The sequence below is a fragment of the Candidatus Allofournierella merdipullorum genome, from assembly GCF_048426865.1.
GTDB classification, from domain to species: Bacteria; Bacillota; Clostridia; order Oscillospirales; family Ruminococcaceae; genus Allofournierella_A; species Allofournierella_A merdipullorum.
This window is the reverse complement of sequence record NZ_DBFNWJ010000057.1, coordinates 1-18,660: the sequence shown is the minus strand read 5'-3', so window position 1 is coordinate 18,660 and position 18,660 is coordinate 1. Positions and strand designations below refer to the sequence as shown.

The window sequence follows — 18,660 nt, the reverse complement described above, 5'->3', positions numbered from 1 at the left end:
CAAGAAGAAGTTCGTGGGCGAGAACCCCAACATCCTGGCTCTGCCCCAGACCTTCAAGCTGGCGGCTGTGCATCTGTGCATGAAGGACCCCAGCCAGGACTGCATGGACGAGTACGGCAACCATCCCTGCTGCGGCTGAATCCCATTGAACTGACGGGCGGGCCCTGCCGAAAACGGCGGGGCCCGCACCCTCGTGTAATTTGAAAGAAAGGGGGCGGCGCCCATGCAGGTGCTTGCCTATTTTATCATCAGTCTGCTGGCCAGCGTGGCGGGCGCCATCTGCGGCATCGGCGGCGGCGTTATCATCAAGCCCACCCTGGACCTGTTCCATCTGGACAGCGTGGCCACGGTGAGCTTTTTGTCCGGTTGCACGGTGCTGGCCATGAGCTGCTACTCCGTCACCAAATCCCTGCGCGCGGGCGACAGCAAGGTGGACCTGAAACTGGGCACCCCGCTGGCCATCGGCGCGGCGGTGGGTGGCGTGGCCGGCAAGCAGATGTTCGCGGTCATCAGCGCCCGTTTCGCCGAAACGGCGGGCGCGGTGCAGGCGGCGTGTCTGTTCCTCATCACCCTGGCCACCATGCTCTACACCATCAACAAGAGCCGCATCCGCACCCACAGGATTTTCAAGGTGTGGGTGTGCGTGGCCATCGGCCTGGTGCTGGGCATCATGTCCAGCTTTTTGGGCATCGGCGGCGGCCCCATCAACCTGGTGGTGTTCTACTACTTCTTCTCCATGGACACCAAAACCGCTGCCCAGAACAGCCTCTACGTCATCCTCATCAGCCAAATCACCAGCCTGGGGGCGACCCTCGTCACCGCCAGCGTGCCGCCTTTCGGGTGGCTGAGCCTGGTGCTGATGGTGGCGGGCGGCATCGGCGGCGGCATGCTGGGCCGCGTTGCCAACAAGCGGATGGACAACAAGGCGGTGGAGAAGCTGTTCATCGGCCTGATGGGCGTCATCATGGCCATCAGCCTCTACAACGTCTGGCAGTACACCTTCGCAGTTTAACAAAACAGCAAGCGGAGCGGCCCCGGTCGGTTTGACCGGGGCCGCTTTTTTTCGGCGGGGGAGGGGAGAGGACGGGAAAGCCGCCCTGTCTGCCCCCCGCTTGCATTTTTCGGCTGGGGGTGTACAATACCATACCGTGAGAGATTTTTTGTGGAATCGGGGGAAAAACGATGGAGCAACAGGAAAAAGGCATTGACCTTTCGCTGCTGAACGAAGAACTGCGCCGGGCGGTGGAGGCCCACACCAAACCCATGGTCTGCTTTGAGGGCCTGAAAGTGACCGTCCTCCGGGAAGGCTATGTGGAGGCCGAGGCCCCCGTCACCGAGAACAGCCTTAACCCCTACGGCAACGCCCACGGCGGCTGGCTGTTCGCTTTGTGCGACACCTGCTCCGGCCTCGCGGCCAGCACCCGGGGCCGCCCCAACGTGACGCTGCAGGCCTCGGTGAACTACATCCGGGGCGTGAGACCCGGCGACACCGTCACCGTCAAGGCATTCAGCCGCCACAGCGGCGGGCGCACCGCCGTGAACCAGGTGGAGCTGTACGACCAGAACGGGCGGCTGCTGCTCACCGGCAGCTTTACCATGTACTACATGGACGCAAAAAAATGAAAAAGGCAGGGCGAAATGCCCTGCCTTTTTTGTTTTGCACATCCAGGCGGCCGCCATGTTGAAACCCCGGGCCGCCTGCCTGCGTTCAGATATTGAAACTATGGGGCGGCTGTCCTTTTGCACCTTGGCGTTCAAAAACATGGGGCCAACTGTCCTTATGCACTCCCGGCGTTTAAAAGTTGGAACCGTTCCAGCCCCAGTGCTCCGTCTCGGCGTACTTCACATACACCCGGTCGGCGGGCACGTCCAGCACGCTGTCCAGAATATCGCACACCCGGCCGGTGAAGGAGTTGTAGTCCTCGGCGGACGCGCCGCCGTAAACATTCACCTCCGCGATGGCCGCCGGCGCGTCGCTGCCCGCCATCCACAGGGCCTTTTCGCCCTCCACTTCCACCATCAGCCAGGCCTCGCTCTTGCCCGGAATGACTTCGATGGCCTGGCCCAGCATCGCTTTGATGCGCCCGGCCTGGCCCTCGTTCACCGCCACGTTGGCGCTCACCCGAATAAACGGCATGTTCTTTCCTCCCTGTTATTCCGCCGCGGGCAGATGCGCCCGCAGAAACTGCAAAACGTCCTCGTACACCTCGGCCTTGCCCGCCTCGTTCAATATCTCGTGGCGCATGCCGGGGTAGAGCTTCAGCCGCACGTCCAGCCCCGCGGCCTTCAGCCATTCATACACCTGGGTGGGGCCCTTGCCGTTCGCGCCCACCGGGTCCTTGTCGCCGGCAATGACGAACACCGGCAGGGCCTTGGGCACCCGCGCCGCCCAAGGCCTGCCGGTCACGGCGGCAAGGCCGCCGAACATGTCCCGGTAGGTGGCCGCCGTGAAGGTGAAGCCGCAGTCCGGGTCGGCGTCAAAGGCCTCCTGCACGGACTTGTCCGCCGCCAGCCAGGCCGAGGGCCCCTCGCCGGGGAACTGCTTGTGGTAGCCGCCGGTGGAGAGGGACTCGATGAGTTTGCCGGGGCTCTTGGGGCCCTTCACCGCCGCCTGCAGGCTGGCCAGCGCCCGGGCAAAGCCCAGCAGGGGATTGGCCCCCATGGTGCCGCAGATGACCGCGGCCGCAAGCCCGTCGCCCCAGCGGGCGATGTATTCCCGGGTCAAAAAGGAGCCCATGCTGTGGCCGAAGATGAACACCGGCAGGCCGGGGTATTTGGCCCGGGCGTCCGTCTCCAGCCGGTGCAGGTCGGCCAGCACATGCTCCCAGCCGTCGTGGTCGGCAAAGTGGCCCTGCACCACCGCCGAGCGCCCGTGGCCCGCGTGGTCGTTCATGAACACCGCAAAGCCGTGCTGCGCCAGAAAACTGCCGAAATCCGCGTAGCGGGCACTGTGCTCCGCCATGCCGTGCACCAGCAAAAGCACGGCTTTCGGCTCCTCGTGGGCCCACAGACGGGAAAAGATCTCGCCCTCGCCGCTGTGGGCGGGGCTGGTCCACTCACTGCTCTTCATGTTCTTCCTCCTTTTGTTCCGCCGCGCCGAAGGGCGCCAGCGACAGGCCGGTCACATCGCTCACCGGCAGCGAAAAGGCCAGGGCGTGGCCGATGCCCGCGCCCTCGGCGCAGATGGCCTTCATCACCGGCTGCCGCCCCGCGGCGGGCACCAGGATGAGAACCACGTCCTTTTCCGGCTGGATGGTGATGTGCAGGAATTTCTGGGCTTCCTCGGCGGCAAGGCTCCGGCCGCGCACCACCGTGCCGCCCCGGGCCCCCGCCCCGCGGGCGGTGTCCATCACGTCGGCGGCAAAGCCATGTTCGGTGATGACCACGATGAGTTCATGCTGGCTGCGCATGGGTCGCTCCTCCTTTTGGGATGGTGTTTCGGCCGCCGCTGCCGCGGCGATGCGCTGGTGGGCCAGCGCGCTGATGCTGCACAGGTCGATGGTGAAGGCGATGCCCCGCCCCGGGCGGTAGAGCTCCAGCCGGTCGGTCAGCGCCGCCAGCACTTCGCCGGCGTCCCCCGGCAAAAGCGCAAGCACCACGTCCTTTTCCGGCTCGTCCAGGCCCAGCAGGTCCATCACTTCCGCGCTGGCGGTGCCATGGCCCAGCAGCACGAGCTGGGTCAGGATGCGGCGGCGGCGCAGCTCGGCGGACACCGCCTCGCCCTTGCCCCGGTCCACCACGGCGAACAGGCAGCGTATGGATGAAAGCGCTTGGTTCATTGCACATCCTCCTCGGGGCCCGCGTCCAGTTCCAGCACGTCGTCCGTCTCCTGCGCCGGGGCGCTTTCGCCGGCGTGCCGGGTCTTGAACTGATACACCAGCCCGATGATCTGAATGGTGATGAGGGGTATCATGGCCACCATGGCCACCACCCCGAAAGCGTCGGTGAGAATGTTGCCCCCCACCGCCTCGCAGGCGCCCATGGCAAAGGGCAGAAGGAAGGTGGCGGTCATGGGGCCGGAGGCCACCCCGCCGGAGTCAAAGGCCACGGCGGTGAAGATGCGGGGCACGAAAAAGCTCAAGGCCAGCGCCAGGGCGTAGCCCGGCAGCAAAAACCACAGAAGGGGCACGCCGGTGAGCACCCGCACCATCGACAGCCCCACCGAGGCCGCCATGCCGATGGACAGGCCCGCCATCATCACCTTCTGGGAGATGGCGCCGCCGGTGATCTCCTCCACCTGCTTGTTCAGCACCAGCACGGCGGGCTCGGCCTTCACCAGAAAGTAGCCGATGAGCATGCCCACCGGCACGATGAGCCAGCGCAGGGGCAGCTGGGCCAGACGGCGGCCCAGCTCGTTGCCCGCGGGCATGAAGCCCACGTTCACCCCGGTAAGGAAGAGGGTGAGGCCCAGGAAGGTGTAGAGGATGCCCACCAGGATCTTCGCCAGCGCCCGGCGGCGCAGCCTGAAGAAGAGCACCTGGAACACCAGGAAAAAGGCTAGGATGGGCCCCAGGGCCAGGGCCACCTCTTTGGCGTATTCCGGCGCCGCCGTTCCGAAGGCCGCCAACAGGGCGCGGGTGTCCTCGATTTCAGACACCGACAGGGGCGTGTAGCCCGAGTCGCCCGAGCGGTAGATCATGCCCAGGATGAGCACCGACAGCACCGGCCCGATGCTGCACAGCGCCACCAGGCCGAAGCTGTCGCCCTCGGCGTTTTTGTCCGAACGCACGGCGGTGAGGCCCAGGCCCAGCGCCATGATGAAGGGCACCGTGATGGGCCCGGTGGTCACCCCGCCGGAGTCGAAGGCCACCGCCAAAAAATCCGACGGCACGAAGCGGGTGAGGATGAACACAAGAAGATAAAAGACGATGAGCATGGCCGGCAGGCTCCAGCCCAGCAAAATGCGCAGGAAGCTCAGCACCAGGAACAGCCCCACCCCGGCGGCCACCGTCAGGATGAGCACCATGTCCGGCACGGCGGGGGTCTGGCTGGCCAGCACCGCCAGGTCCGGCTCCGCCACCGTCACCAGCACGCCGATGAGAAAACAGCCCGCCAGAATGAGCCACAGTTTGCGGGTGCGGGTGAGGTGGGTGCCCACCAGTTCGCCGATGGGCATCATGGCCATGTCCGCCCCCAGGGTAAAAAACCCCATGCCCAGGATGAGCAGGGCCGCCCCTGCCAGGAACAGGCACAGGGTGGAAAGATCCACCGGCACCACAAAGGCGCACAGCGCCAGCACGATGAGGCTGACGGGCAGCACGGCGGCCAGGGATTCGTGGATCTTCAGCTTGAGTTGTTTGTTCAAGGGCATCGCCTCCTTTGACGCGGGTGGACGCGCCGCGCCGGCAAAGGGGTGCGTCAAACCGGCGGCGGCGGGAGGGCCGGGCCCGAAGGCGCCCTCGCAAGATATATATTCATTATATAACGGGGGAGCCGCGAGCCGCAAGCATGGAAAATTTTTGCACAGGCCATATTTTTTTAATACAAGTGCGTAGTTTTTTCTATCGTTTTTTCCATTCCGGACAGGTAAAATGGTCTTGTCACCGGGCGAAACGGCTTTTCGGCGCGAAGGCGCAAAAGGCCCCGCCCAAAAATTAAGGAGGACAAACCATGAAAAAGCTTCTTGCACTTGCACTGAGCGCTGTGCTGGCCCTGAGCCTGGCGGCTTGCGGCGGCACCCCTGCTTCCACCCCTGCTTCCACCCCCGCTTCCGGGGCCACCTCTGAGGGCGGCGCTACCGCCACCTCCGACATGCGCGTGGACGTGTTCTACTACGACTTCTCCGACGTGTACATCTCCACCGTGCGTGCCGCCATGGACGAGCAGCTGAAGGCCATGGGCATCGAGCCCAACAACTGGGATGCCGCCGGCAGCCAGCCCACCCAGACCGACCAGGTCAACACCGCCATCACCGCCGGTTCCGACCTGCTGATCGTCAACATCGTTGAGACCGCCACCTCCGCTCCCGCGCAGGACATCGTGAATGCCGCCCAGACCGCCGGCATCCCCGTGATCTTCTTCAACCGCGAAGTGGCCGACAACGAAGTCATCAACAGCTATGACAAGTGCGCTTTCGTGGGCACCAACGCTCCCGACGCCGGCCATATGCAGGGCGAGATGATCGGCAACTACCTGCTGGAGAACTACGACACCGTTGACCTGAACGGCGACGGCACCATTTCCTACGTCATGTTCAAGGGCCAGGAGGGCAACGCCGAGGCCGAGGCCCGCACCCAGTACGCCGTTGAGGACGCCAACAAGCTGCTGACCGAGGCCGGCAAGCCCGAGCTGAGCTACTACGACGACAAGGCTTCCACCAAGTACCTGGTCGACACCGAGGGCAAGTGGTCCGCCAAGGCCGCCAACGACTACATGGTCGCGCTGCTGGGCTCCTACAACAAGGACAACAACAACATGGTCGAGCTGATCATCTGCAACAACGACGGCATGGCCGAGGGCGCTATCTCCGCTCTGCAGAACGTTGGCTACAACAACGGTCCCGACACCACCATCATCCCCGTGTTCGGCGTTGACGCCACCGACAGCGCCAAGGCGCTGATCAAGGCCGGCAACATGGCCGGTTCCATCAAGCAGGACGCCGTGGGCATGGCTACCACCATCAACACCCTGGTCAAGAACGTCCAGGACGGCGCTGAGCTGATGGCCAACACCGATCAGTTCGTCGTGGACGAGGGCGTGGCCAAGATCCGCGTTCCCTACGCGATGTACGACGCTACCAGCGAGGACTGATCAACTCCATCCGCTGAACGAACCCATGGCCGGGCGGGGCTGCACTGGCAGCCCCGCCCGGCCTCACGTGGGATAACCGCCCTTTTGCGAAGGCGGGCTTTCCCGCGAAGAGAGGAGGAAGAATATGGAGCAGCCGGCACTGCTGGAGATGCGCGGCATCTGCAAAGAGTTCCCCGGCGTGAAGGCGCTGGACAACGTCAACCTCACCGTGCGGCCGGGCACCGTGCACGCCCTGATGGGTGAGAACGGCGCGGGCAAATCCACCCTGATGAAGTGCCTGTTCGGCATCTACCACAAGGACGCGGGCACCATCACCCTGGACGGCAAAGAGGTCAACTTCCGCAGCTCCAAGGAAGCGCTGGAAAACGGCGTGGCCATGGTGCATCAGGAGCTGAACCAGGCCCTGACCCGCAGCGTGCAGGACAACCTCTGGCTTGGCCGCTACCCCAAGGTGGCGGGCATCATGGTGAGCGAGGGCCTGATGGCCAAGCGCACCAAGGAAATTTTCGACACGCTGGAAGTCACCGTGAACCCCAAGGCCATCATGTCCACCCTGCCCGTGAGCCAGCGGCAGATGGTGGAGATCGCCAAGGCGGTTTCCTACGATTCCAAGATCATCGTCTTTGACGAGCCCACCTCGTCCCTCACCGAGACCGAGGTGGAACACCTGTTCCGCATCATCAACATGCTGCGGGACAAGGGCTGCGGCATCATCTACATAAGCCACAAGATGGAGGAGATCCTCCGCATCAGCGACGACGTGACCATCATGCGTGACGGCACCTGGGTGGCGACCCGCCCGGCCAAAGAGCTGACCATGGACGAGATCATCCGCCTGATGGTGGGCCGCGAGCTCACCAACCGCTTCCCGCCCAAGGAGAACACCCCCGGTGAGGTCATTCTGGACGTGCAGCACATCGCGGGCAAGTACACCCGCCTGAAGGACGCCACCTTCCAGCTGCGCAAGGGTGAGATCCTGGGCATCGCGGGCCTGGACGGCTCCGGCCGCACCGAGGTGCTGGAGAACCTCTTCGGCGCCATGACCCGCCAGGGAGGCACCATCACCCTCCACGGCAAGGAGATCCGCAACCGCACCCCCCGCGAGAGCATCAAGAACGGCTTCGCCCTGCTCACCGAGGAGCGCCGGGCCACCGGCATCTTCGGCATCCGGGACATCAAGGAGAACACCGTTATCTCCAGCCTGAAGGACTACCTGAAGGGCGGCCTGTGGCTGAGCGACAAGAAGATGCGCGATGACACCGACTGGTCCATCCAGGCCATGCACATCAAGACCCCCAGCCAGCGCACCCAGATCCGTTCGCTCTCCGGCGGCAACCAGCAGAAGGTCATCATCGGCCGCTGGCTGCTCACCAAGCCCGAGATCCTCCTGCTGGACGAGCCCACCCGCGGCATCGACGTGGGCGCGAAGTACGAGATCTACCAGCTTATCATCGACCTTGCCAAAGAGGGCAAGGGCGTCATCATGGTCTCCTCCGAGATGCCCGAGCTGCTGGGCGTGTGTGACCGTATTCTGGTCATGTCCGGCGGCCAGGTGGCCGGCGAGGTGGACGCGGCCAACACCAGCCAGGAGGAGATCCTCACGCTGGCGGCCAAGTATGTGTAAACGAGGAGGAATCGACTGATGAATAACAATCCTTCCGCTCTGGCCGAAAAGGCCAAGGGCCTGGACGCCAAAAAGATCGGCAACGCCCTGTTGAACAACGCCCTCATCATCATCATGCTGGCGGTGGCGGTGTATGTGGCGGTGACCGAGCCGTCCTTCCTGGCCCCCCGTTCTCTGGTGAACCTGCTCAGCCTGACCGCCGCCTACCTGCCGGTGGCTCTGGGCATCGCCGGCTGCATCGTGCTCACCGGTACCGACCTGTCCGCCGGCCGCGCCGTGGGCATCACCGCCTGCGTGGCTGCCTCGCTGCTGCAGGCCGCCGACGCCCCCAATAAGATGTGGCCCGCCATCGGCACCCTGCCGGTGCCCGTGGTCATTCTGATCGTGGTGCTCCTGGGCGCTGCCATCGGCGCCTTCAACGGCTTCTTCGTGGCCAAGTTCAAGCTGCATCCCTTCATCGTGACCCTGGCCACCCAGCTCATCCTGTACACCATGCTGCTGCTCTACGTCAAGATGGGCAACAACAACGGCATGGCCATCTCCGGCCTGGACGACGGCTACCGCAACTTCGTGGTGGGCAACCCGCCCCTGCTGAGCTTTGCCGGCGGCACCATCCAGATCCCCAACTACGTCATCTACGCGGTGCTGCTGAGCATCCTGATGTGGTTCATCTGGAACAAGACCACCTTCGGTAAGAACATGTTCGCCCTGGGCGCCAACGAAGAGGCCGCCCGCGTTTCCGGCGTCAACGTGTTCATGACCACCATCATGGTCTTCGCCCTGGCCGGCGCCATGTACGGCTGGGCCGGCTTCGTGGAGTCCGCCCGTGTGGCCTCCAACACCGCCAACACCGGCGTGAACTACGAGCTGGACGCCATCGCCGCCTGCGTCATCGGCGGCGTGTCCTTCGTGGGCGGCATCGGTAAGATCAGCGGCATCATCATCGGCGTTATCATGCTGCGTCTGATCTTCGTTGCCCTGCCTCTGGTGGGCATGGACCAGAACCTCCAGTACGCCATCAAGGGCGGCATCATCCTGTTCGCCTGCGCGCTGGATATGCGCAAGTACCTGGTCAAGAAATAAGACCTTTTCCAAAACGCCGAGGGCGCCCTGCAAAGGGCGCCCTTTTTGCGGTTTTCAAGGCCTGCCGGGTATGGTATACTGAGAGCGAAAGGGAGGTCGAAGCATGGAACTGTATCGGGTCCTTTTGGCGGACGACGAGGCGGAGATCCGCCAGGGCATCAGCCGCAAGATCGACTGGGCGGCGCAGGGGTTCGAGCTGGCGGGCGAGGCGGAAAACGGCGCCGAGGCGCTGGAACTGGCGGAGCAGATCCGCCCGGACGTGGTGCTCACCGACATCAAAATGCCCTTTATGGACGGGCTGGAGCTCTGCCGCCGGCTGCGCCGGCAGCTGCCGGCGGCCAAGCTGGTGGTGTTTTCCGGCTTCGACGATTTTGAATACGCCCGCCAGGCGGTGAGCATGGGGGTGTCGGAATACATCATGAAGCCGGTGAACGCCCGGGAACTGGAGGGCGTTCTGGCCAGCCTGCGCTCGCAGCTGGAGGCCCAGCGCCAGCAGCGGCGGGACATGGAGGCTTTGCGCCGCCGCTATGAGGAGAGCCTGCCGGTGCTGCGGGAGCTGTTCTTCGCCCGTTTGCTGGACGGCCGGGTGCCTCCCGACCAGCTGGCCGAGCGTGCCGCCCGCTATGAACTGGAACTGCCCGGCGGCCCCTGGGCCGCGGCGCTGGTGCAGATGGACCTGCCCGCGGGCCAGCCCGCCGAGCGGGACGAACTGCTGCTTTTGTCGGTGCGCTCTTTTCTGGAGGAGCACTTTGAGCTGGAGGGCTGCTGGCTGCGCACCCTGCTTTACAACGACGCGGTGGCCCTGCTGGCGGGGCTTCAAAATCCCGAGCAGCTCTACCCGCTGATGTCGGAGCTGGAGCGCCTGTGCGCCCTGGCCCCCAGCTGTCTGGGCCTGGGCCTCACGGTGGGCCTGGGCCAGCTGTGCGGCGCGGCGGGCCAGCTGCACCAGTCCATGGAAGGGGCCATCGCCGCCCTGGATTACCGCCTGCTGATGGGCGGGGGCCGGGTGCTCTACATCGGCGACCTTGAGCCGGACGCCAGCCTGCGCCTTTCCCTGGACGACGAGGACCAGCGGGCCCTGGCCACGGCGGTGAAGCTGGGCAGCGAGGAACAGCTGGACGCCACCCTCCACGAACTTCTGGACCGGGTGCGGGCCAGCCGCCTGCCCCCCGCCCAGTGCCAGCTGTATGTGCTGGAGATCGTCACCTGCCTTGTGCGCCTTGCCCGCTCGGGCGGCGTGGAGGTGGAGGACGTGTTCGGGCCGGACTTCGCAGGCGCGGTGCCCGCGGCGCAGTTTTCCTCGCTGGAACGGCTGGGGGAGTGGCTGGGCGAGCGCTGCCGCCGGCTGCGGGAACTGCTGGGCCGCCGCCGCACCGACAGCGCCGGCCGCACGGTGGAGGAGGCCAAAAGCTACATCGCCGCCCATTTTGCCGACAGCGACCTGGGCGTGGAGGCGGTGTGCGAGCATCTGCACCTTTCGCCCACCTATTTTTCCACCCTGTTCAAGCGGGAGACCGGCCAGAGCTTTACCGCCTGCGTCACCGAGCAGCGGATGGCCGAGGCGGCGCGCCTTTTGCGGGAGACGGAGGAAAAGACCTACCTCATCGCCCAGCGCACCGGCTACGCCGACCCCAACTATTTCAGCTATGTGTTCAAGCGCCACTTCGGCATGACCCCCTCCAAGTACCGGGCGGGCCAGGCCTGAGGGGCAAAAGGATTCTGTAAGGAGGCGAAAGGGCCGTGAAAAAACTGTTCACCCGGGCGGCGGCGTCCCTTTCCCGGCGCTACCGCACCATGAGCATCCAGATGGTCATCTCCCTGTCCTTCACGGCGGCGGCGGTGGCGGGCATGCTGCTCATGGGCCTGAGCCTTGTCTGGCGCTACTCCGCGGGCACCGAGCAGCTGGTGCGGGAGAACACCGAGCGGGTGCTCAGCCAGGTGAATATGAACATGGACAGCTACCTGCGCCGGATGATGCGGGTGAGCGACACCATGTACTACCGCATCATCAAAAACGCCGACCTTGCCACCCAGAGCCTGGACGAGGGCATGGAGCTGCTGTACGAGGAGAACCGGGACGAACTGGTCTTCATCGCCGTGTTCGACAGCAAGGGCGCGCTGGTGGCGGGCACCCCCCTCACCGCGCTGAAAGAGGGGGCGGACCCCGCCTCCTCCGACTGGTACCAGGCGGCGCTGGACAAGATGGAAAACCTCCACTTTTCCCCCCCCCACATCCAGCACCTCTTTGCCGACCCGGACGACAGTTTCCGGTGGGTGGTGTCCCTGAGCCGGTATGTGCAGCTCACACGGGAGGGCAGCACCTACAGCGGCGTTTTGCTGGTGGACATGGGCTTCTCCGGCATCGAGCAGGTCTGCCGGGACGTGGAACTGGCCGGCGGCGGCTACATCTACCTCACCGACGCCTCCGGCGAGATCATCTACCACCCCCGCCAGCAGCTCATCTACGCCGGCCTTGAAACCGAGAACAACCTGGCGGCGGCGTCGCTGCCCGACGGTGTCCACACCGAGACCTTTGAGGGCGAACGGAGGCTGGTGGCAGTCAAGACGGTGGGCTACACCGGCTGGAAGCTGGTGGGCGTTGTGCCCCGGGGCGGCGCGTCCGACGACAGCTACACCTTCCTCTTCGGCCTGTCCATGCTGCTGTTCTCCGCCTTTTTGATGGCGCTGCTCAACTTCCGCATCTCCGCCCGCATCTCCGACCCCATCCGCCGGCTGGAACAGTCGGTGAAGGAGCTGGAGGCCGGGGCCCAGGAGGTGGCCATCCGGGAGGACGGCTGCTACGAAGTGCGCCGTCTGGCCCACTCCATCGCGTCCATGGTGTCCACCATGCGGCATCTGATGGACGACATCATTTTGCAGGAAAAGCGCAAGCGCCGCAGCGAGCTGGAAGTGCTGCAAAGCCAGATCAACCCCCATTTCCTCTATAACACGCTGGACTCGGTGATCTGGATGACCGAGGCCGGCCGCTACGACGAGGCCATCCAGATGGTCACCTCGCTGGCGCGGCTGTTCCGCATCGCGCTGAGCCGCGGCCGCAGCTTCATCCCCCTGGCGGACGAGCTGGAGCACGCGCGGCACTACATGACCATCCAGCAGATCCGCTATCAGGACAAATTCACCGCCTCGGTCACCGCCGAGGAGGGAGTGGAGGGCCTTTATACCCTCAAACTCATCGTGCAGCCTCTTCTGGAGAACGCCATCTACCACGGCATGGCCGGCTGCGAGGAGGACGGGCGCATCACCGTCACCGCCCGGCGGGACGGCAGCGACCTTGTGATCGACGTGGCCGACAACGGCACCGGCATGCCCCCCGAGGTGGTGGAGCGCCTGCTGGACGAGAGCCAGCCCCAGACCCGGTCCAGCGGATCGGGCATCGGGGTGCGCAACGTCCACCGGCGCATCCGGCTGACCTTCGGCGAACAGTACGGCCTTGAGGTGTTCAGCGAGCCGGACGAGGGCACCACCGTGCGCATCCGGCTGCCCGCCCTCACCGCCGAGGAGGCCGCGCAGCTGCAACGGGAGGAAGAGCCATGAACAAACACAGGACCAACGCGCTGCTGCAGCTGCTGGTGCTCTTTGCGCTGGCGGCGGCGGTGGTGCTCACCCTGGCCTGGTCCCAGCTGCCCTTTGCAAGGCGGGAGAGCGAGCCGGTGGAGGTGTCGGTCATCCTGCGCCAGGCCGACGCCGCCCTCTGGGCCAACGCCCGCCTCGGCATGGAGCAGGCGGCGGGCCAGCTGCGGGCGGAGCTGCGCATCGTGGCCCCCACCGCCGACAACGACCCCGCCGAACAAGCCCGGCTGATGCGCTATGAGGCCGAGCGGGGAGCGGACGTGCTGGTGGTGGTGCCCGCGGGGGAACTGCCTGCGGACGTGGGCGTGCCGGTCATCACGCTGGAATCCGCCGGCGGGGCGGGGGCTGTCTGCCCTGACAACGAGGCCCTGGGCCGGGCTCTGGCCGAAGCGGCTCTGGCGGACGCCCCGGCGGGCAGCGTGCTTCTGGTGGACACCGCTCCCGGCGCGGCCGGGGTGAGCGCGCGCCTTGCCGCCGCGAAGGCGGCGCTGGAAGAGGCGGGCGTGGAAACAGCCGAGACCGCCCCGGCGGAAAAGGCCCAGCTGGAAACCACGCTGGCCGAAACCGACGCGGCGGCGGTGCTGCTGTTCGAGCCGTCGGCCACCGAGGCGGCGGCGGACGCCAAGGAAAAACTGGAATGTTCCGTGCCGCTCTACGGCGTGGGTTCCACCGGCGCCATCGCCGCGGCGCTGGAGCGGGGGACCCTCTCCGCCAGCGGGGTGTGGAGCGAGTTCGCCGCCGGGTATCTGGCGGTGGAAGGGGCGGTGCACGCCGCCAGGGGCGAGGACTGGCAGCCCCAAACGCTGGACTTCTTCATTCTGCGGGGGGAGGACATCTATGAACCGGACAACCAAAAGCTGCTGTTCCCGGTGGCTTCGTAAAGCGGCCGCGGCCCTTGCCTGCGGGCTGCTGGCGGCGCTGGCCGCCGGCTGCTCCGGCCGTGCCGCCGAGCCGGAGGTGCTGCGGGTGGGGGTGGCCCTCTACACCCAGGACGACACCTTCATCTCCACCATCGCCCAGGAGCTGGAGCGGATGGCCCGGGAGGAGGAGCAGACCCGGGGCGTGCGCATCAACCTGTCGGTGATGGACGGCCGCTCCAATCAGACCACCCAGCTGGACCAGATCGACAGCCTCATCGACCGCGGGTGCGACGCGCTGTGCGTCAACATCGTGGACCGTACCGCCGCCGCCGTGCTCATCGACAAGGCCCAGAAGGCGGGGGTGCCCCTCATCTTTTTCAACCGCCAGCCGGTGGCGGAGGATATGCTCCGCTGGGAGCACGCCTACTATGTGGGCGCCAAGGCGGAGGACGGCGGCATCCTGCAGGGGCGGCTGGTGCTGGAAGCCTGGCAGCTGGACCCCGCCCTGGACCGCAACGGCGACGGGGTGCTTCAATACGTGATGCTGGAGGGCGAGCCCGGCCATCAGGACGCCATGCTGCGCACCGAATACGCCGTCAAGACCCTCACCGACGCGGGGGTGGCGGTGGAAAAGCTGGCCAGCGACACCGCCAACTGGAAGCGGGGCCAGGCCATGGCCAAGGCCCAGCAGTGGCTGGACAGCGGGATGGAGGACTCCATCGAGGTGGTGTTCGCCAACAACGACGACATGGCCCTTGGGGCCATCGACGCCTTCAAGCAGGCCGAAGCCCGGCTGCCGCTGGTGGTGGGGGTGGACGCCACCGCCCCGGCGCTGGAAGCGGTGGAAGCGGGGGAGCTGTACGGCACCGTGCGCAACGACGGCGCGGGCATCGCCCGGTCCATGCTGGACCTGGTGCTGGCGCTGGCGGAGGGCGCCGACCCCGCCGAGGCGGTGGAACTGGAGGACGGGCACTATGTCTGGCTGCCCTACCGCACCGTCACCGCCCGGGACCTGCAGCAGGAAACGGGCTGAAAAAGGGACGGCGTGCCTGCGCCGCCCCGCTGCCGTTTGCCGTGCAGAAAAATTTTTAACGCAAACGCACTTCACAACCGGCGGCGGATGGGGTATACTGTGGGGTATGACTTCAAAGACCGGACCTTTTTGCCCGGCGCAAATAAACGGAGGCGTTCCAATGAACATCGCGCGCCTGCGGCATCTGACCAGTTTTCAGATCATTATTTTGCTGTTTGCCGCAGTCATTCTTGTGGGGGCACTGCTGCTGATGCTGCCCTTCGCGTCCCAGAGCGGCCGCATCACTCCCTTCAATGAGGCCCTCTTCACCGCCACCTCGGCGGTCTGTGTTACCGGCCTCGTGGTGCAGGACACCGCCACCTACTGGTCCTGGTTCGGCCAGGCGGTCATCCTGCTGCTCATCCAGATCGGGGGCCTGGGCGTGGTCACGGTGGCCTCGGCCATCGCCCTGCTGGCCGGGCGGCGCATCTCGCTGATGCAGCGGGGCACCATGCAGGAGGCCATCGCCGCCCCTAAGGTGGGCGGCATCGTGCGGCTCACCGGCTTCATTCTGCGGGCGGTGTTCCTGATCGAGGGCATCGGCGCTGTGTGCCTTGCGCCGGTGTTCGTGCGGGATTTCGGCCTCAGAGGCATCTGGATGGCGGTGTTCCATTCCGTCTCCGCCTTCTGCAACGCCGGCTTTGACCTGCTGGGCGCGCCGGGCGCGGAGTACGCCTCCCTCACCGCCTACCGGGCCGACCCGGTGGTGAACCTGGTCATCATGGCCCTCATCGTGGTGGGCGGCATCGGCTTCCTCACCTGGGACGACATCCGCACCAACGGCCGCCATCTGCACCACTACCGCATGCAGAGCAAGGTCATTCTGGCCACCACGGCGGTGCTCATCGTGGTGCCGGCGGTGTGGTTCTTCTTCGACGAATTTTCCGGCCTGCCCCTGGGCGAGCGGGTGCTGATGAGCCTGTTCCAGTCCATCACCCCCCGTACCGCCGGCTTCAACACCGCCGACCTCACCGCCTTGAGCGGCCTTGCCCTGGCGGTGACCATCGTGCTCATGCTCATCGGCGGCTCGCCCGGCTCCACCGCCGGCGGCATGAAGACCACCACCGTGGCGGTGCTCTTTGCCAACGCCATCGCCGTGTTCAACCGCCGGGAGGAGGGCCACTTCTTCGGCCGGCGCATCAGCGTCAAGGCCGCCTGCGACGCGGCGGCCATCCTGCTGCTCTACGTCACGCTGTTCTTCTTCGGCGGCTTCATCATCAGCTCGGTGGAGGGCCTGCCTCTGGCGGACTGCCTGTTCGAGACGGCCTCGGCCGTGGGCACGGTGGGCCTTTCCCTGGGGCTCACCCCCGGCCTGGGCCTTGTGTCCCGGGGGGTGCTCATTTTTCTGATGTTCATGGGCCGCGTGGGCGGCCTCACCCTCATCTACGCGGCCCTGGCGGGCGCTGCCAAAACCGGCAGCAAGCTCCCGCAGGAGCGCATCACCATCGGTTAAAAGGAGGAGTTTTCAATGAAATCCTTTCTGCTCATCGGCCTGGGCCGCTTCGGCCGCCATCTGGCCATGCAGCTGAACGCCCAGGGCCATCAGGTCATGGCGGTGGATATGAACGAAGAGCGGGTGAACGCCGTTTTGAACATCGTCACCAACGCCCAGATCGGCGACAGCACCAACGGCGAATTCTTGCAGGAGCTGGGCGTGAACAACTACGACGTGTGCGTCGTGGCCATCAGCGGCAACTTCCAGAGCTCGCTGGAGACCACTTCGCTGCTGAAGGAACTGGGGGCCAAGAAGGTGGTGTCCCGGGCTGAGCGGGACGTGCAGGCCAAGTTCCTTTTGCGCAACGGCGCCGACGAAGTGCTCTACATGGAAAAGCAGCTGGCCAAGTGGGCGGCGGTGCGCTACGGCTCCGACCATCTGCTGGACTACATCGAGCTGGACGCCGACAACGCCATCGTGGAGGTGGAAGTGCCCGTCGAGTGGGCGGGCAAGACCGTGGGCGAGCTGGACGTGCGCCGCATCCACAACGTCAACATTCTGGCGGTGAAGCGGGAGGGCTCCATCGACGCCCAGATCACCCCCTACACCGTGCTCCCCAAGGACGGCACCCTGCTGGCCCTGGGCGAATACCGGGCGCTGAAAAAGTGCTTTAGGGCCTGACGTGAACTGAAAAAAGCCCTTCCCCGCCGGGGAAGGGCTTTTTTGCGTCAAAGGCTTGCAAAGGCGGCAGGGGGCGGGTATACTGATAAAATGCACGACAAGCGGCCTTTGCGCCGTGTTTGAAAGGAATTATTCCCATGGCCCTTCTGACCGCGATCTATAATTTATTGTGGGGCGATCTGTTCCACATTCCGCTGCCCGGCGGCAGCAGCCTGGGCGTTTCGCTGCTGGTGCTCATCCTGCTGCCCGCAGGGGTGTATTTCACCGTGCGCACCCGCTTTCTGCCCTTCCGGATGTTCCCGGAGATGGTGCGCATCACCATGGCCAACAACAAAAAGCCGGGGGCCGAGGGCCTGTCCGGCGTGCAGGCCCTCATCGTTTCCACCGCCTGCCGGGTGGGCATGGGCAATCTGGTGGGCGTGGTGGCCGCCATTTCCGCCGGCGGCGCGGGCGCGGTGTTCTGGATGTGGCTCATCGCCCTCCTGGGCTCCTCCACCGCCTTCATCGAGGCCACCCTGGCCCAGCTCTACAAAGAAAAAGACCCCCTCTACGGCGGCTGGCGGGGCGGCCCGGCCTACTACCTCCACGCCCTCTTCGCCAAGGGCAAGCGCCGCTCGGTGCTGGCGGTACTGTTCGCTGTTTCCGGCCTTGTGTGCTGGTGCGGCATCAGCCAGGTCATCGGCAACTCCATCTCCTCCTCCTTCGAAAACGCTTTCCATATCCCTCCCATCTGGTCCACCGTGGCGCTGGTGGCGGTGGCGGCGGTGATCGTGCTGCGGCGCAACGCCACCGTCAAGGTGCTGGACGTGGTGGTGCCGCTGATGGCCGCCTGCTACTTCTTCATTACCCTGGCCATCATCCTGCTCAACGCCGAGCAGCTGCCGGCGGTGTTCGGGCGCATCTTCTCCGAGGCCTTCGGCCTGCGCCAGGTGGTGAGCGGCGGCCTTGGCGCGGTCATCATGAACGGCGCGAAGCGGGGCCTTTTTTCCAATGAGGCGGGCTCCGGCTCCGCCCCCTGCGCGGCGGCCGCCGCCCATGTGAGCCATCCGGCCAAGGCGGGCCTGATGCAGGCCCTGGGCGTGTTCATCGACACCCTGCTCATCTGCAGCTGCACCGCCATGGTCATGCTGCTCACCCCCGCCTCCCTCACCGAGGGGCTGGAGGGCATGGACCTGCTGCAGGCGGCCATGGGACATCATCTGGGGGTGTTCGGTGTGGTGTTCATCGCCGTGGTGCTGTGGCTGTTCAGCTTTTCCACCTTCCTGGGTGTGCTGTTCTATGCCCGCTCCAACGTGGCCTACCTCTTCGGCGACAGCTGGCGCAGCCAGACGGCCTACAAGCTGCTTGCGCTGGCCATGCTCTTTGTGGGCGGCCTTGCGGCCTATCAGTTCGTGTGGGACCTGGGGGACGTGGGCATCGCCCTGATGACCATCTTCAACATGATCGCCCTGCTGCCCCTGGCGCCCAAGGCGCTGGCCTCCCTGCGGGATTACGAACAGAACGAGATGAAAAAGAAATAAAAAGGCGCGGCCCGCGTTTGGCGGGGCGCGGGTTTTTGTGCGTT

16 protein-coding genes are annotated in these 18,660 nt (G+C 65.5%); 12 read left to right on the top strand and 4 right to left on the bottom strand.

Annotated elements, in window-relative coordinates:
* The first annotated feature begins 223 nt into the window (after positions 1-223).
* Positions 224-1,012, top strand: coding sequence for a sulfite exporter TauE/SafE family protein (locus tag ACMNAY_RS10420; protein ID WP_394977531.1), 789 nt, complete (start codon positions 224-226; stop codon positions 1,010-1,012).
* Between the two features lie 170 nt (positions 1,013-1,182).
* The gene (locus ACMNAY_RS10415; protein WP_394977532.1) at positions 1,183-1,623 is read left to right on the top strand and encodes a PaaI family thioesterase; all 441 of its coding nucleotides are present in this window, start codon (positions 1,183-1,185) and stop codon (positions 1,621-1,623) included.
* A 172-nt stretch (positions 1,624-1,795) separates the two neighbouring features.
* Here ACMNAY_RS10415 and ACMNAY_RS10410 read toward each other — a convergent pair whose 3' ends face one another.
* The 4 genes from ACMNAY_RS10410 to ACMNAY_RS10395 are packed head-to-tail and all read right to left on the bottom strand — an operon-like array spanning position 1,796 to position 5,311.
* The gene (locus tag ACMNAY_RS10410; protein ID WP_394977534.1) at positions 1,796-2,137 is read right to left on the bottom strand and encodes a phenylpyruvate tautomerase MIF-related protein; all 342 of its coding nucleotides are present in this window, start codon (positions 2,135-2,137) and stop codon (positions 1,796-1,798) included.
* Positions 2,138-2,152: 15 nt separating this feature from the next.
* Positions 2,153-3,070, bottom strand: a complete 918-nt coding sequence (locus ACMNAY_RS10405) for a lysophospholipase (RefSeq protein WP_418719332.1) — start codon at positions 3,068-3,070, stop codon at positions 2,153-2,155.
* A complete protein-coding gene (locus ACMNAY_RS10400) occupies positions 3,057-3,779 on the bottom strand; it encodes a hypothetical protein (RefSeq protein WP_418719331.1) in 723 nt (240 codons plus the stop codon). The genes ACMNAY_RS10405 and ACMNAY_RS10400 overlap by 14 nt, the downstream gene beginning before the upstream one ends.
* The gene (locus tag ACMNAY_RS10395) at positions 3,776-5,311 is read right to left on the bottom strand and encodes a DUF1538 domain-containing protein (RefSeq protein WP_394977540.1); all 1,536 of its coding nucleotides are present in this window, start codon (positions 5,309-5,311) and stop codon (positions 3,776-3,778) included. Before ACMNAY_RS10395 ends, ACMNAY_RS10400 begins: the two co-directional genes overlap by 4 nt.
* A 299-nt stretch (positions 5,312-5,610) precedes the next feature.
* Between ACMNAY_RS10395 and ACMNAY_RS10390 the strand changes: the two genes are divergently transcribed.
* From ACMNAY_RS10390 to ACMNAY_RS10345, 10 genes are all read left to right on the top strand, one after another.
* The gene (locus ACMNAY_RS10390; RefSeq protein WP_418719330.1) at positions 5,611-6,750 is read left to right on the top strand and encodes a galactose ABC transporter substrate-binding protein; all 1,140 of its coding nucleotides are present in this window, start codon (positions 5,611-5,613) and stop codon (positions 6,748-6,750) included.
* Between the two features lie 124 nt (positions 6,751-6,874).
* A complete protein-coding gene (locus ACMNAY_RS10385) occupies positions 6,875-8,374 on the top strand; it encodes a sugar ABC transporter ATP-binding protein (RefSeq protein WP_418719329.1) in 1,500 nt (499 codons plus the stop codon).
* 18 nt (positions 8,375-8,392) lie between these two features.
* Positions 8,393-9,457, top strand: a complete 1,065-nt coding sequence (locus ACMNAY_RS10380; protein WP_394977546.1) for an ABC transporter permease subunit — start codon at positions 8,393-8,395, stop codon at positions 9,455-9,457.
* Positions 9,458-9,560: 103 nt separating this feature from the next.
* Positions 9,561-11,162 carry a response regulator transcription factor gene (locus ACMNAY_RS10375; protein WP_418719328.1) on the top strand — a complete coding sequence of 534 codons (1,602 nt, stop codon included), beginning with the start codon at positions 9,561-9,563 and terminating at the stop codon, positions 11,160-11,162.
* Positions 11,163-11,197: 35 nt separating this feature from the next.
* Positions 11,198-13,012, top strand: coding sequence for a histidine kinase (locus ACMNAY_RS10370; RefSeq protein ID WP_418719327.1), 1,815 nt, complete (start codon positions 11,198-11,200; stop codon positions 13,010-13,012).
* On the top strand, positions 13,009-13,929 hold the full coding sequence (locus tag ACMNAY_RS10365; protein ID WP_418719326.1) for a substrate-binding domain-containing protein: 921 nt from the start codon (positions 13,009-13,011) through the stop codon (positions 13,927-13,929). Before ACMNAY_RS10370 ends, ACMNAY_RS10365 begins: the two co-directional genes overlap by 4 nt.
* Positions 13,886-14,941: a galactose ABC transporter substrate-binding protein gene (locus tag ACMNAY_RS10360; RefSeq protein ID WP_418719325.1), complete on the top strand. Its 1,056-nt coding sequence runs from the start codon at positions 13,886-13,888 to the stop codon at positions 14,939-14,941. The genes ACMNAY_RS10365 and ACMNAY_RS10360 overlap by 44 nt, the downstream gene beginning before the upstream one ends.
* Positions 14,942-15,101: 160 nt before the next feature.
* Positions 15,102-16,433, top strand: a complete 1,332-nt coding sequence (locus ACMNAY_RS10355) for a TrkH family potassium uptake protein (RefSeq protein ID WP_418719324.1) — start codon at positions 15,102-15,104, stop codon at positions 16,431-16,433.
* Positions 16,434-16,448: 15 nt separating this feature from the next.
* Positions 16,449-17,096 carry a potassium channel family protein gene (locus tag ACMNAY_RS10350; RefSeq protein ID WP_394977558.1) on the top strand — a complete coding sequence of 216 codons (648 nt, stop codon included), beginning with the start codon at positions 16,449-16,451 and terminating at the stop codon, positions 17,094-17,096.
* Between the two features lie 137 nt (positions 17,097-17,233).
* Positions 17,234-18,616 carry an alanine/glycine:cation symporter family protein gene (locus tag ACMNAY_RS10345; protein WP_418719323.1) on the top strand — a complete coding sequence of 461 codons (1,383 nt, stop codon included), beginning with the start codon at positions 17,234-17,236 and terminating at the stop codon, positions 18,614-18,616.
* Positions 18,617-18,660 lie beyond the last annotated feature (44 nt).